We start from the raw sequence: 13,756 nt of genomic DNA on the forward strand, positions 1-13,756 counted from the left end.
GATGCTGGTTTACATCGCCACTATTTACCATGAATAAAATAGGCTGGAGAACTTTATGGCCAAGTGATTAAAAGCAGCAGAGAGACCTAAATTTATAAAAGGCCGGGTGACGCTCGCCACTCGGCCTTTTTATTACCCTTCTCGCACCAACAACGTTAACACTTCATAATGCGCCGTATGCGGGAACATATCGAATAGCTGCACGCGTTCAATACGGTATCCTGGCAGCGCGTGAATATCTTTCGCCATCGTTTCAGCATTGCAGCTGGAGTAAATAATCCACTGCGGAGCCATGGCACTCAGGTAGTCGCACAGCGGCTTGCCGATGCCGCGCCGCGGCGGGTTAACTACCACCAGATCCGGTACCGCTCCCTGCCCCGTGGCAAACGCGGTAGAATCCAGGGCCTGAAAATGCACGTTATGCAGACCCAGCTCTTCAGCAGACTGTTTCGCGCAGGCGATGGCCTCCGGGGCGATCTCAATTCCGGTCAGCGTCATCTCCGGCGTTGCGCAGTGCAGGCCAAAGCCGCCTACGCCGCAGAAGAGATCCCACATATGCTTGACCGGCAGCGCCCGCACCCAGTCGCGTGCGGTGGCATAGAGGCTCGCCGCCACGCTGGGGTTAGTCTGGAAGAAGCTCTGGGGGCGGATCCACAGCGGCACGCCGTTAAAGCGCTCCGCCAGCGCCCGCTGGTCGGTAAGCCAGATCTCCTGCTCCCCCTCCATAATCGCCATATGCACCGGCTGGATATTTACCGAGATCACCTTCAGCTGCGGCAGCTCGGCCTGCAGCGCAGGCAGCGCGGCGCGAAGCTGGTCGAGCTTGGCCTCTGAACGCAGCACGAAGCGCAGCATCAGGCCACCATCGAGCTGGCTCTCGGTGAGCAGCAGGTACTTCAGCTCCCCGCGCTTGCGCGCCACGTTATAGGGCGTCAGGCCTGATCGGGCAATAAAGGGCTTCAGGGCGGCAAAGACCGGGTAGAACGACGCCGGATAGAGCGGACAGCCGGTGAGATCCTCCGGCGAGCCGTCGCGGTGCAGCATCCCCAGCAGCGGTTTCTCCACGCTGCCACTCACCACCATCTTGGCTTTGTTACGAAACCCCTGCTCCGGGCCGCTGACCGGCGTGCACCACTCGGCGACCGGCAGACCGTCCAGCAGCGCATGCAGGCTCGCCGTCTTGCTGGCAAGCTGTTGCGGGACCGGCTGGTCGATCCATTGACAGGAGCGACAGCGACCGGCGTCATAAAGGGCGCACTGCATGATAGAAACCTTCTTTTTTGCGGGGCGGGGATTGTACCACCGTTACTGGAAGCGGAAAAAGCGTCTGCAGGGGGATGGGATAAACAGCAAGGCAAGCACCAGCATATCCGGCAGCTTCTGCATCATCAGCGAGCGGAAAATTTCCCGCTTTGAGCCACCGGCAATGCTGAACAGCTCGGGGTAGCCGTAGCCCAGCGAGGCCGCCCACAGGTAGCCTGCGGCCACTACTTGGGTCAGGAGATAGAGCCAGCGCGCCCAGTTGCGGCCTTTGATGACCGAGAAGGCGCAGAGAAATTCGAGGAACAGCAACAGAAGGCTGCCGAGGAAAATCAGCGTCAGGTTCCAGGTCTGGGCGCTGCGGTGGATAAAGTCCAGCGTCCCGCGCAGCCCCAGCAGGTTAAATAGCAGCAGCAGGTCGAGGCAGCGCATCGCAATAATAGCGATAGCCGCGACCTGAACCAGCGTCGGCACGTTAAGACGCGCATGACCCTGCTGCGTTTTATTGAAAAATCCCACGGCGTAGCCTTCCCTGCGAAACGATGCCGCGATCGACGCGGCATCAGTGACCCATGACCTCAGCAAATAGTAGTGGGATCAGCCCTGCCTTGCACGCTGGATATCGCGCGTTCGCTGCTTTTCTGCACGAGCCATCAACAGCCAGGCGATAAAACCAACAATGCCCACCACGCCGAGGATAATCGACGCCAGGGCGTTGATCTCCGGGTTCACCCCCATGCGCACGCTGGAGAAGACCAGCATCGGCAGCGTCGTGGCCCCCGGCCCGGAAACGAAGCTGGCGATCACCAGATCGTCCAGCGACAGAGTAAAGGCCAGTAGCCAGCCAGAGATCACCGCCGGCATGATCATCGGTAGAGTGATGATAAAGAAGACCTTCACCGGGGTGGCACCGAGATCCATCGCCGCCTCCTCAATGGAGCGATCCAGCTCGCGCAGACGGGAGGAGATCACCACCGCCACGTAGGCGGTACAGAAGGTCACGTGCGCCAGCCAGATGGTGAGCATCCCGCGATCCGCAGGCCAGCCAATGGCGTGAGCCAGGGCGACAAACAGCAGCAGCAGCGACAGGCCGGTGATCACGTCGGGCATAACCAGCGGGGCGGTGATCATAAAGGCAAAGCCGTTTGCGCCGCGAAAGCGTCCGAAGCGCACCATTACCACGGCGGCGATGGTCCCAAGGATCACCGCCATCGTTGCCGCGCAGGCGGCAATAGTCAGGCTCAGCCCTACCGCGCTCATCATCGCGTCGTCATGGAACAGCTCGCGATACCAGCGCGTAGACCATCCGGCCCACACCGTCACCAGCTTCGAGCTGTTGAAGGAGTAGACCACCAGCATCAGCATTGGCGCGTAGAGAAAGGTAAACCCAAGGATCAGGATCAGGGTCCGCCACGGGGAACGCACTACCGGTAAATTGTTCATGCGTGGTCTCCCGTCGCTTTGCTCTGATGTTTATGGAACCACATGATTGGCACAATCAGCAGCAGCAGCATGATAATGGCGACCGCCGAGGCCACCGGCCAGTCACGGTTGTTAAAGAACTCCTGCCACAGCACGCGGCCAATCATGATGCTATCCGGGCCACCGAGCAGCTCCGGGATCACGAACTCACCCACCGCCGGGATAAACACCAGCATCGAGCCCGCGATAATCCCACCCTTGGTCAGAGGCACGATCACGCTAAAGAAGGTCTTCAGCGGGCGGGCACCGAGATCCAGCGAGGCTTCTACCAGCGAGTAGTCGATGCGCGTCAGGGCGGTGTAGATCGGCAGCACCATAAACGGCAGGTAGGCGTAGACAATGCCGATATAGACCGCAAGGTTGGTGTGCAGAATAGTCAGCGGCTGGTCAATCACCCCCAGCCAGAGCAGGACGTTATTCAACACGCCGTTATTTTTCAGGATCCCCATCCAGGCGTAGACACGGATCAAGAACGAGGTCCACGACGGCAGGATCACCAACAGCAGCAGAATATTGCGCGTCGACGGCTTGCTGTGCGCTACCGCCCAGGCCAGCGGGTAGCCCAGCAGCAAGCAGCAGATCGTCGAGATGCCTGCCACCTGTAACGATTGCAGGTAGGCCTCGAAGTAGAGCGGATCGTCCGTAAGCTGGAGGAAGTTCCCCAGGTTAAGGGTGATCGAGAGCTGGCCGTCGGCCCACTCCATCAGATCGGTATAGGGCGGGATCGCCCGCGCCATCTCGGCCAGGCTGATTTTAAAGACGATCAGAAACGGCAGTAAAAACAGCAGCGACAGCCAGATGTAGGGCAGCGCGATCACCAGCTTGCGCCCGTGCTTCATCTGCATCCGCGCCAGCCAGAGGGTAAAGCGGGACGTTTTTTCCACGCGGGCCGGGGGTTCTAATGTGCTCATCGCCGCTCCTTAAACCGTTAGCACAACGCAGCTGTCGGCATCCCAGCAGAGACGAACTTCGTCGCCCCACGTCGGCAGGCCTTTGCGGTAGCGATGTTCGTTTTGCAACTGGGCGCTGATCATCTGTCCGCTCTTGAGGCGGACGTGGTAGATCGAGAGATCGCCGAGGTAGGCAATATGCACCACTTCACCCACGGCAAAGTTGAAGCCGTCGGCCGGGGCCTCGTCGCAGAGCATGATCTTCTCCGGGCGCAGGGCTACGTAGACCGGCACGTTGTCCACCACCGACGCATCCGCATCGACCTTCAGGGGATGCATCAGCCCCGGCGAGTCAATCACCAGACCATCCTCCTGGCGATCCTTCAGCAGCCCTTCGAAGACGTTCACCGAGCCGATAAACTCCGCGCTGTAGCGAGTGGTGGGATGCTCGTAGATCTCCTCCGGCTCGCCGATCTGCACAAACTTGCCCCGGTTCATAATGGCGATACGTCCGGCCATGGTCATCGCCTCTTCCTGATCGTGGGTCACCATCACGCAGGTCACCCCTACCCGCTCAAGAATATCGACCACCTCCAGCTGCATCCGGTCGCGCAGCTTCTTATCCAGCGCGCCCATCGGCTCGTCGAGCAGCAGCAGCTTTGGCCGCTTCGCCAGGCTGCGGGCCAGGGCCACGCGCTGACGCTGGCCGCCCGAGAGCTGGTGCGGCTTACGCTTGGCAAACTCGCTCATGTGCACGAGGCCCAGCATCTCCGCGACCCGGCTGGCAATCTCCGCCTTCGGCAGTTTGTCCTGCTTCAAGCCGAAGGCAATGTTCTGCTCTACGGTCATGTGCGGAAAGAGCGCGTAGGACTGGAACATCATATTGATGGGGCGCAGGTAGGGCGGCACGTGGGCCAGGTCAACGCCGTCCAGCATAATCTGCCCGGTGGTAGGCTGCTCAAAGCCCGCTAGCATACGCAGCAGGGTTGATTTCCCGCAGCCGGACGCGCCCAGCAGGGCAAAAATCTCACCCTTGTAGATAGTCAGGTTGACGTCATCCACGGCATGTTGACCATCAAACGATTTGGTCAGGTTACGAATTTCCAGCAGCGGCGTCAGCGCCTTACGAGGTTTCGCCTGTGGGCGGGGGGTTGCGTCATTCACGGGGTGCTCTCCGGCATACAGATAAACTGGTGCAAATGCACTAAAACGGTGCCTGATATCCGGTGGCGCGAACACCACCGGATACGGTCTTATTTACCGCTCTTCACTTTGGTCCACGCGCGGGTTCTTACGCGATCGATTTTCGGCTCCTGCACCTTCAAGGTAAAGAGCTTGGCGAAGACGTCTGCCGGTGGGAAAATCGCCGGGTTTTCGCGAACTTCAGCGCTGATCAGCGGCACGGAGGCCTTGTTGCCGTTAGCATAGAAGACGTGATCACTGATGTGGGCGATAACGTCCGGACGCATCAGGTAGTTGAGGAACTGGTAGGCTTCCTCTTTGTTTTTGGCATCTTTCGGCATGGCGAAGACGTCAAAGAAGGCCAGCGCCCCCTCTTTTGGAATGATGTAGGAGACGTTAACGCCGTTTTTCGCCTCTTTCGCGCGGTTCGCCGCCTGCCAGACATCCCCTGCCCAGCCGATCGCCACGCAGATATCGCCGTTGGCCAGATCGTTAATGTACTGTGAGGAGTGGAAGTAGCGGATATTTGGTCGCAGCTTCAGCAGCAGATCGGTGGCCGCACCAGTGTAGTCGTCCGCTTTGCTGCTATTGGGATCTTTACCCAGATAGTTCAGCACGGTAGCAAAGATCTCTTCCGGGGCATCGAGGAAGGAGACGCCGCAGCTCTTCAGCTTCTCAAGGTTTTCCGGCTTCATCACCAGATCCCAGCTATCCACCGGCACGTCGCCCAGCACCGCTTTCACCTTGTCGACGTTATAGCCAATGCCGGTAGTTGCCCACAGGTACGGCATCGCGTACTTGTTCTCAGGATCGTGCTTGGCCACCATCTTCAGCACGTCTGGATCCATGTTTTTCCAGTTCGGCAGCTTGCTCTTATCCAACGGCTGGAACACGCCTGCGGTCAGCTGGCGCTCCAGGAAGCTGGCGGAGGGTACAACCAGATCGAAGCCGGTGCTGCCCGCCATCAGTTTGCCTTCGAGCACCTCGTTAGAGTCAAACACGTCATAAACCACTTTGATACCGGTCTCTTTTTCAAAGTTTGCCACCGTGTCCGGGGCAATATAGTCAGACCAGTTATAGACGTGCAGCGTCTTCTGCTCAGCTGCCAGCGTGCCGGCGGAGACCGCCATCAGCGCGCCTGCTACCAGACCAGACAACCATTTTTTATTCAGGGTGGTCATATCTCATTCCTTCTGGAAAGTTCGTGAATAGACGAACTAAATGTACGCATTAAAGATATGCAAGAATCGTGCATACTTTATCACTCTGCACAGCTTCGGGTATGAGACGCCACCCGGCAGACGCTGCAAGCTTTTTAAAGCAGCGCAAGAATAACTGTAGCCAGGGTTAGAGGCTATAGGTCAGGTTAAAAACCGGGTTTTATCAATTTTTTATTCACTATTTGTCTATACGATAGTCCGATAGCGCCATCATGGCGGTGAATAAAACTGGTGGAAGGCAGGAAATGCAGAATAAAAACGGGGAAGAATGCAGCCGCTATGGCAGCGACTGCGCTAATGTCGTTAGGGTTTAGTGAAGAAAATTGCGCACCGTTTCACCGGCAGCGGCCTCGTCTTCCTCTGCATTAAACAGCAGCTGCTGCGCGCAGGCTTCGAGGATCACCATGGAAACCTGCTCCTCGCTGTGACGCATAAACCAGGCAAACTGCTTCAGATTCACGCCAGGGGCGGCGAACAGCGACTGGCACACCACCAGCTTCGGCAGATTATCATCCTGAATGTCGAGGAAGGCTTTAATCGTCAGCGAGCTGGCGTTAATTGCAGAGAGATCGGCCGCCAGCGCCAACAGCGCCGTGGGCTTGACCTCTGCCATCGCTGAGAAGAGAACAATATCATCAACCAGATCGATTTTGGCGTCGTAGATGCCGTCAAAGTTTTGCATATGCGGCAGGTGTAGCGCCTGGCAGGTATCACACTCATAAAAACTGATGCCCAGCTCGTCAAGCCAATGACGCAAGGTGTCCAGACTGGGTACGACGAGTGAATCCATAATAGGGGGTGACCTCTGTAAAAAAATTTGCGGGCATAGCTTACGCAAAAAACGCCCTGTATACCATTTATACTGCCGGAAAAGCGCCTAGCCGCCCGTTTTCAGACAAAAGCCGGGGGTGGCCTGCTGCTCGATCCAGGCGATCATTCGCCCGGCGATGTCCACCCCGGTGGCCTTCTCAATGCCTTCCAGACCCGGCGAGGCGTTCACTTCCATCACCAGCGGCCCGCGATCGGCGCGTAGAATATCGACCCCGGCGACCTCCAGCCCCAGCGTGCGCGCCGCCAGCAGGGCGATCTCCCGCTCGCGCAGGGTAATGTTAGCCTCCGTTGCCACGCCGCCGCGGTGCAGGTTGGAGCGGAAATCCCCCTCTTTCGCCCGCCGCTCAATGGCCGCCACCACCTCATCCCCCACCACCAGGCAGCGAATGTCGCACCCCTTCGCCTCTTTAATATACTCCTGCACCAGGATGTGGGCGTTGAGACCGCGAAAGGCGTCGATCACGCTCTCCGCCGCCTGGCGCGTCTCCGCCAGCACCACACCGATGCCCTGAGTGCCTTCCACCAGCTTGACCACCAGCGGTGCGCCGCCGACCATGTCGATAAGATCGCTGGTGTCATCCGGCGAATGGGCAATGCCGGTCACCGGCAGATCGATCCCCTGGCGCGCCAGCAGCTGCAGCGAGCGCAGCTTGTCTCTGGCACGGGTGATGGCCACGGACTCGTTGAGGGGGTAGCTGCCGAGCATTTCGAACTGACGCAGCGCCGCCGTGCCGTAGAAAGTGATGGCGGAGCCAATGCGTGGGATCACGGCATCAAAGTAAGGGAGTTGGCGGCCCTGATAGTGGATCGACGAGGCCGCCGGACTGATGTTCATATAGCAGGAGAGTGGATCGAGGATCTCGATGGTGTGTCCCCGCTGTACCGCTGCTTCACGCAGCCGTTTACACGAATAGAGCGTTCCATCCCGGGACAATATGGCAATTTTCACCCTGCACCTCTCTACAATAACGGTGTCGCAGCCGCATCACTATCATACACGCAGCGAGACGCAGGATGAACGGGATTTATCGTGTCGCCCTGCGTTGGCGAAACATAGCCTGATGGCATCGAAACGACAGGTAAAACCTTCTTTCTATTACCTGAGGTAATCGGCATGATAGCCCTATTCGCTGTCTGGCTTAACGTTAAGGAGAGAGTATGTTCGCTGTAATTTTTGGACGCCCCGGCTGTCCCTACTGCGTACGCGCAAAAGAACTTGCAGATAAACTGAGCACCGAGCGTGACGACTTTAGCTATCGCTATGTCGATATTCATGCGGAAGGGATCACCAAAGCCGATCTGGAAAAGACCGTAGGCAAGCCGGTTGAAACCGTGCCGCAGATCTTCCTCGATCAGAAGCACATCGGTGGCTGCACCGACTTTGAAGCCTATGCCAAAGCGCATCTGGGCCTCTTTGCCGAGCAGTAAGCACGCCTGGGGGCGCTAGCTGCGCCCCCGTCTTCCCAACAGGCTACGAATGAACAGATAGCAGAGCGCGCCCAGCGCGCACCAGAACACCGCGCTGAACAGCCACGCCATCTCCTGCCAGACTGAACGTATCGGCGTCAGAAAGAGCAGCATCAGTACAAAGCAGAACGTTGCCCCCAGCATTGCGCCTACCACCGGCAGCACTACCCGACGTTTAGTCGAGACAAAGCTGGCCACCGCACCGGGAATGATAAAAAAGAGCAGCCCCAGCTCGGGATGGCTGGCAGGCTGAAAGGCCCCTCTCACGTTTAATATATGCGACAGGTAGACCACAATAAAAAGCAGGAAGCAGCAAAGCGCGCCCGCCCAACCACGTTTAGACTTCAAATAATCCTCCTGACATCGCCTCTATCGAACATTTCTTCGCCCCAAAGGAACGTCCGGTTTGATAAAGCAGTGTGGCTATCCTTGCCAAAAAAGCACCCACGCGAATGCGCGATTCTTAACTAGCCGTTGTTTCTTAATACGATTAAACTAACGGCCTGATCTGTTTTGCGGTCATTGTTTTGTTTGCAGCAGCGTGACATAAAGGTCCACTGACGTAAGTAAAACATTAGCGTAAATCACCATTTCTTTCAACAGCTTACTAGTAAACAAGAAGTTAGCCTCCGTGAATATAAACGTCGCAGATTTGTTAAATGGGAATTACATACTGTTATTATTTGTGGTGCTGGCGTTAGGCCTGTGCCTGGGAAAATTACGGCTAGGCTCGGTACAACTTGGTAATTCCATTGGCGTTTTAGTGGTTTCGCTATTATTAGGCCAGCAGCATTTCGCCATTAACACCGACGCCCTGAATCTGGGCTTTATGCTGTTTATTTTTTGCGTCGGCGTAGAAGCCGGGCCCAACTTTTTTTCGATTTTCTTTCGTGACGGCAAAAATTACCTGATGCTGGCGCTGGTGATGGTCGGCAGCGCGCTGCTGATTGCGCTGGGGCTGGGTAAGCTGTTTGGCTGGGATATCGGCCTTACCGCCGGGATGCTGGCTGGCTCAATGACCTCTACGCCGGTGTTGGTGGGCGCGGGAGATACCCTGCGCCATTTGGGCATGCCCAGCGGCCAGCTCACCACCGCGCTGGATCATCTCAGCCTCGGCTACGCCCTGACCTACCTTATTGGGCTGGTTAGCCTGATCTTCGGCGCGCGCTATATGCCGAAGCTACAGCATCAGGACCTACAGACCAGCGCCCAGCAGATCGCCCGCGAGCGCGGTCTCGACAACGACGCCAACCGCAAAGTGTATCTTCCGGTGATCCGCGCTTACCGCGTTGGGCCGGAGCTGGTGGCGTGGGCCGACGGTAAAAACCTGCGCGAGCTGGGCATTTACCGTCAGACCGGGTGCTACATCGAGCGTATTCGCCGCAACGGCATTCTGGCGACCCCGGACGGCGATGCGGTCTTACAGATGGGAGATGAGATCTCGCTGGTGGGCTATCCTGACGCCCATGCCCGCCTCGACCCTAGCTTCCGTAACGGCAAAGAGGTCTTTGACCGCGACCTGCTCGACATGCGCATCGTCACTGAAGAGATCGTGGTCAAGAACCACAACGTAGTGGGCCGCCGCCTCGCCCAGCTCAAACTTACCGATCACGGCTGCTTCCTGAACCGGGTGATCCGCAGCCAGATCGAGATGCCGATTGACGACAGCATTGTGCTCAACAAAGGCGACGTGTTGCAGGTGAGCGGCGACGCGCGACGGGTGAAAACCATCGCCGACCGCATCGGCTTTATCTCGATTCACAGCCAGGTCACCGATCTGCTGGCCTTCTGTGCCTTCTTTATCGTCGGCCTGATGATCGGCATGATCACCTTCCAGTTCAGTTCGTTTAGCTTTGGCATCGGCAACGCGGCAGGTCTGCTGTTCGCCGGGATCATGCTCGGCTTCCTGCGTGCCAACCACCCGACCTTTGGCTACATCCCGCAGGGGGCGCTGAACATGGTGAAGGAGTTTGGCCTGATGGTATTTATGGCAGGCGTTGGCCTGAGCGCCGGAAGCGGCATCGGCCACGGCCTTGGCGCAGTGGGTGGACAGATGCTGGTTGCCGGGCTGCTGGTAAGCCTGGTGCCGGTGGTGATCTGCTTCCTGTTCGGCGCCTACGTGCTGCGGATGAACCGCGCCATGCTCTTCGGCGCGATGATGGGGGCCCGCACCTGCGCCCCGGCAATGGAGATCATCAGCGACACCGCGCGGAGCAACATCCCCGCGCTCGGCTATGCTGGCACCTATGCCATCGCCAACGTGCTGCTGACCCTGGCCGGGACGCTGATCATCATCATCTGGCCCGGCCTCGGATAACTCTGAAGATAGGTGGTTGCGCAAAAAAATTTCTGGCGTCACGCGAACTTTTTATAGAAGTGCCAGTCATAACTAGTGCCACTGCTTTTCTTTGATGTCCCTATTTTGTGGAGCCCATCAACCCCGCCATCTTTGGTTCAAGGTTGATGGGTTTTTTGTTTTCTGGGGGGTAAAATATTTTTTGTAGGCCGGTGCAAGCGCAGCGCCGCCCGGCGTTTTCTCCCGGAGCAAAAGTTAGTCAACATCTATCTGGAGATGAAACTATGGAGAGCAAAGGATCAATTTCGTGCTATCGAAAATATTAAAATTAGCTATCAAATTTACGTCAGAGGTGTTTGGCACGCTTATCCTGACGGTGACTATTTTCGGGATTTTTTATACTGGTTTTACTAATGAAGGGATAATGCAAATAGTGGATCCCTTAATAGTGCTGGCTGGCGGGATTGCTGCTTATGTTGTCATTATGCTCATTGCACACAAGCTTGATAAAACCCGCTAAACCGCCCGGCGGCACTTACGTTTGCCGGGCCTACGGATTGACCTCCCCCCACCTTTCCTCCTGCAATCCTCGCCAAATCTTGCTACTGTTAACCGACGCCAAGACCATAACTATAGATAAGACGCTATGACCTCTTCTTCTCGCTCTGCACTTAACCACCGTCTCTGGGCTCTATTTACCTTCTTCTTTATCCCTGGGCTGCTGATGGCCTCCTGGGCTACGCGCACGCCAGCCATTCGTGACATCCTGTCGGTTTCCACCGCAGAGATGGGCGCGGTGCTGTTTGGCCTCTCCGTGGGCTCGATGAGCGGCGTTCTCTCCTCTGCGTGGCTGGTCAAGCGCTTCGGCACCCGCAACGTCATCCGCGCCAGCATGTCGGTATCGGTTTTGGGCATGACGGTGCTGAGTCTCGCCCTGTGGTTCGCCTCACCGCTGCTGTTTGCCGTTGGTCTGGCGCTATTTGGAGCCAGCCTGGGGGCAGCCGAAGTAGCGATTAATATCGAAGGCGCGGTGGTAGAGCAGAAGATGAACAAAACCGTGCTGCCGATGATGCACGGTTTCTACAGCCTCGGCACGCTGGTGGGCGCAGGTATCGGCATGACGCTCACCGCCTGGGGCGTGACCGCTACGCTGCACGTTCTGCTGGCGGCCTTGGTAGCCATCGTGCCCATCCTGATCGCCATTACCGCGATCCCCGACGGCACCGGACGCAACGACGCCGGCGACACGCAGAAAAAGCAGAAAGGTCGTCCCTTCTATCGTGATACCCAGCTGCTGCTAATTGGTGTGGTGGTGCTGGCGATGGCCTTTGCCGAAGGCTCCGCCAACGACTGGCTGCCCTTGCTAATGGTGGACGGCCACGGCTTTACCCCCACCTCCGGATCGCTGATCTACACTGGCTTTACTCTCGGCATGACCGTCGGACGCTTTACCGGCGGCTGGTTTATCGATCGCTATAGCCGCGTCACGGTGGTGCGAGCCAGTGCGATTATGGGCGGGCTGGGAATTGCGCTGATTATCTTCGTCGATAGCGCGTGGGTGGCAGGCGTCTCTGTTCTACTGTGGGGCCTGGGCGCGTCCCTTGGCTTCCCGCTGACTATCTCCGCCGCCAGCGACACCGGACCGGACGCCGCAACGCGCGTGAGCGTGGTGGCGACAACCGGGTACCTGGCGTTTCTGGTGGGACCGCCGCTGCTGGGCTTCCTGGGCGAGCACTACGGCCTGCGTAGTGCCATGATGGTGGTACTGGGGCTGATGGTGGTTGCAGTTATCGTGGCCCGGGCGGTAGCGAAACCGGGCCAGAGCGCCGCTAGCCGTTCAGAGAGCGCCCCACCGACCGGTCCTTAAGGAAGATCACCATCAGTCCCAGCCAGAGCAGGCCGTTGAGCAGGTTGAAGAGGCTAAACAGCCCTTCGCCACCGCTCAGGTAAGCGTGCTTGCTCAGCTCGATGCCGACGGTAAATATCGTCATCTGTAACATGCCCATGGCGGCGGATACCGTTCCTTTACTGATGTCGCTGGCAAACAGCGTCAGCCGTACCAGCCCGGCATTGGCGAGGCCGATACCGAATGCGTAGAGGCTCAGTCCGGCGGTCATCCACAGGTAAGCATGGGATTCAACCATCGTCGCCACGGCCGCCAGCAGCAGTCCGGTAACGATCGGCCAGCCGCCCATAACGATCAGCGATCGCACGCTGCGCCGCGAGGTCAGCCGGGCCAGCACCAGGTTACCCGCGATCAACGCCCCGAAGATCGGCACCTGCAGCAGGCCGTACTCATAGCTGCTCATCCCCTCACCGCTGATAATAATAATCGGCGACTGGGCGATCCACGCCAGCAGCGGCAGGCTGACAAAGCCCGTCGCCAGCGCACCGGCCACGAAACGGCCATTTTTCAACACTGCTTTATAATCCCGGCCTAGCTCCTTCAGGGAGAGCTTCTCCCCAAGACGGGTAGCGGTCTCCGGCATCGCCCGCTGCAGGCCAAAGAAGGCGATGGCCGCCAGCAGCGCGAAGAGAATAAACATCCCCTCCCACGGCGCGACGTTTACCCAGGCAGCCCCCACCAGCGGGCCAAGCAGGGGAGCAATCAGCGCCACGTTCGCCATCAGGGCGGTGATCTTGATGCACACCGCCTCCTCAAACGACTCCTGAATAGCGGCATAACCCACCGCGCCAATAAAGCAGAGGCTCACCCCCTGCAAAAAGCGCAGGATGGTGAACTGCTCAATGTTCTGCGCCAGCAGCGTTGCCAGACAGGTGACAATAAACCACACCACCCCGGTGAGCATCACCGGACGGCGACCAATGCGGTCCGACAGCGGCCCAAGCAGCCACTGTAAAAACATGCCCCCGGCCAGATAGGCGGTCATGGAGGTTGGCACCCACTCGATGCCGGCATGGTACTGCGCAACCACGGCCAGCATCCCCGGCTGGATCATGTCGTTGCCGATATAGGTGGAGAACTCGTAGAGCACCAGACACAGGGGAAACATCAGTGCCTGGCGGCCTAAACGGCCTCTAGAAGATGAACGATTTTGCATGTAGTCTCTTTATCCTTAAGATCGCGCAGAGTGTAGTGAAAACGCCGCGCTGGCGGTAGTGAATTC

At 58.0% G+C, this 13,756-nt stretch carries 14 protein-coding genes; 4 read left to right on the top strand and 10 right to left on the bottom strand.

The genetic code is table 11. The features are described from left to right. Positions 1 to 132 precede the first annotated feature (132 nt). The 8 genes from rlmC to rimK form a co-directional block, all read right to left on the bottom strand. Complete coding sequence (gene rlmC, locus FN633_RS01005) at positions 133 to 1,263, bottom strand: 23S rRNA (uracil(747)-C(5))-methyltransferase RlmC (RefSeq protein WP_154056435.1); 1,131 nt, start codon at positions 1,261 to 1,263, stop codon at positions 133 to 135. Positions 1,264 to 1,305: 42 nt separating this feature from the next. Next, positions 1,306 to 1,779: a YbjO family protein gene (locus FN633_RS01010; RefSeq protein ID WP_154056436.1), complete on the bottom strand. Its 474-nt coding sequence runs from the start codon at positions 1,777 to 1,779 to the stop codon at positions 1,306 to 1,308. 78 nt (positions 1,780 to 1,857) lie between these two features. After that, positions 1,858 to 2,703: a putrescine ABC transporter permease PotI gene (gene potI, locus FN633_RS01015; protein ID WP_154056437.1), complete on the bottom strand. Its 846-nt coding sequence runs from the start codon at positions 2,701 to 2,703 to the stop codon at positions 1,858 to 1,860. Continuing rightward, positions 2,700 to 3,653, bottom strand: a complete 954-nt coding sequence (gene potH, locus FN633_RS01020; protein ID WP_042395349.1) for a putrescine ABC transporter permease PotH — start codon at positions 3,651 to 3,653, stop codon at positions 2,700 to 2,702. The genes potI and potH overlap by 4 nt, the downstream gene beginning before the upstream one ends. A gap of 9 nt (positions 3,654 to 3,662) precedes the next feature. Further along, entirely contained in the window at positions 3,663 to 4,796 is a 1,134-nt protein-coding gene (potG, locus tag FN633_RS01025) for a putrescine ABC transporter ATP-binding subunit PotG (protein ID WP_042395352.1), read from the bottom strand. 89 nt (positions 4,797 to 4,885) lie between these two features. Next, complete coding sequence (gene potF, locus FN633_RS01030) at positions 4,886 to 5,995, bottom strand: spermidine/putrescine ABC transporter substrate-binding protein PotF (protein WP_154056438.1); 1,110 nt, start codon at positions 5,993 to 5,995, stop codon at positions 4,886 to 4,888. Between the two features lie 349 nt (positions 5,996 to 6,344). Continuing rightward, the gene (locus FN633_RS01035) at positions 6,345 to 6,824 is read right to left on the bottom strand and encodes a YbjN domain-containing protein (protein ID WP_103819692.1); all 480 of its coding nucleotides are present in this window, start codon (positions 6,822 to 6,824) and stop codon (positions 6,345 to 6,347) included. Between the two features lie 87 nt (positions 6,825 to 6,911). Beyond that, complete coding sequence (gene rimK, locus FN633_RS01040) at positions 6,912 to 7,814, bottom strand: 30S ribosomal protein S6--L-glutamate ligase (protein WP_042395361.1); 903 nt, start codon at positions 7,812 to 7,814, stop codon at positions 6,912 to 6,914. Between the two features lie 209 nt (positions 7,815 to 8,023). Here rimK and FN633_RS01045 point away from each other — a divergent pair, with 209 nt between their 5' ends. After that, complete coding sequence (locus tag FN633_RS01045) at positions 8,024 to 8,293, top strand: GrxA family glutaredoxin (RefSeq protein ID WP_042395364.1); 270 nt, start codon at positions 8,024 to 8,026, stop codon at positions 8,291 to 8,293. Positions 8,294 to 8,308: 15 nt separating this feature from the next. Here FN633_RS01045 and FN633_RS01050 read toward each other — a convergent pair whose 3' ends face one another. Continuing rightward, positions 8,309 to 8,680 carry an inner membrane protein YbjM gene (locus tag FN633_RS01050; protein WP_042395378.1) on the bottom strand — a complete coding sequence of 124 codons (372 nt, stop codon included), beginning with the start codon at positions 8,678 to 8,680 and terminating at the stop codon, positions 8,309 to 8,311. A 283-nt stretch (positions 8,681 to 8,963) separates the two neighbouring features. On the opposite strand from FN633_RS01050, the gene FN633_RS01055 reads away from it, so the two are divergent. The 3 genes from FN633_RS01055 (at position 8,964) to FN633_RS01065 (ending at position 12,495) form a co-directional block, all read left to right on the top strand. Then, positions 8,964 to 10,649 carry an aspartate:alanine antiporter gene (locus FN633_RS01055; RefSeq protein WP_103819697.1) on the top strand — a complete coding sequence of 562 codons (1,686 nt, stop codon included), beginning with the start codon at positions 8,964 to 8,966 and terminating at the stop codon, positions 10,647 to 10,649. Positions 10,650 to 10,935: 286 nt separating this feature from the next. Further along, a complete protein-coding gene (locus tag FN633_RS01060) occupies positions 10,936 to 11,148 on the top strand; it encodes a hypothetical protein (protein ID WP_154056439.1) in 213 nt (70 codons plus the stop codon). 126 nt (positions 11,149 to 11,274) lie between these two features. After that, entirely contained in the window at positions 11,275 to 12,495 is a 1,221-nt protein-coding gene (locus FN633_RS01065; protein WP_154056440.1) for an MFS transporter, read from the top strand. Here the strand turns inward: FN633_RS01065 and FN633_RS01070 are convergent. Beyond that, on the bottom strand, positions 12,458 to 13,690 hold the full coding sequence (locus tag FN633_RS01070; protein WP_154056441.1) for an MFS transporter: 1,233 nt from the start codon (positions 13,688 to 13,690) through the stop codon (positions 12,458 to 12,460). The genes FN633_RS01065 and FN633_RS01070 overlap by 38 nt on opposite strands. Positions 13,691 to 13,756 lie beyond the last annotated feature (66 nt).

Source organism: Pseudescherichia vulneris, from assembly GCF_902164725.1.
GTDB lineage: Bacteria > Pseudomonadota > Gammaproteobacteria > Enterobacterales > Enterobacteriaceae > Pseudescherichia > Pseudescherichia vulneris.

Bases quoted from the DNA above. Each gene is read 5' to 3' on its own strand.
- FN633_RS01065 (WP_154056440.1), top strand. From the start codon at position 11,275: ATGACCTCTTCTTCTCGCTCTGCACTTAACCACCGTCTCTGGGCTCTA.
- potI (WP_154056437.1), bottom strand. From the start codon at position 2,703: ATGAACAATTTACCGGTAGTGCGTTCCCCGTGGCGGACCCTGATCCTG.
- potH (WP_042395349.1), bottom strand. From the start codon at position 3,653: ATGAGCACATTAGAACCCCCGGCCCGCGTGGAAAAAACGTCCCGCTTT.
- FN633_RS01070 (WP_154056441.1), bottom strand. From the start codon at position 13,690: ATGCAAAATCGTTCATCTTCTAGAGGCCGTTTAGGCCGCCAGGCACTG.
- rlmC (WP_154056435.1), bottom strand. From the start codon at position 1,263: ATGCAGTGCGCCCTTTATGACGCCGGTCGCTGTCGCTCCTGTCAATGG.
- FN633_RS01035 (WP_103819692.1), bottom strand. From the start codon at position 6,824: ATGGATTCACTCGTCGTACCCAGTCTGGACACCTTGCGTCATTGGCTT.
- FN633_RS01045 (WP_042395364.1), top strand. From the start codon at position 8,024: ATGTTCGCTGTAATTTTTGGACGCCCCGGCTGTCCCTACTGCGTACGC.
- potF (WP_154056438.1), bottom strand. From the start codon at position 5,995: ATGACCACCCTGAATAAAAAATGGTTGTCTGGTCTGGTAGCAGGCGCG.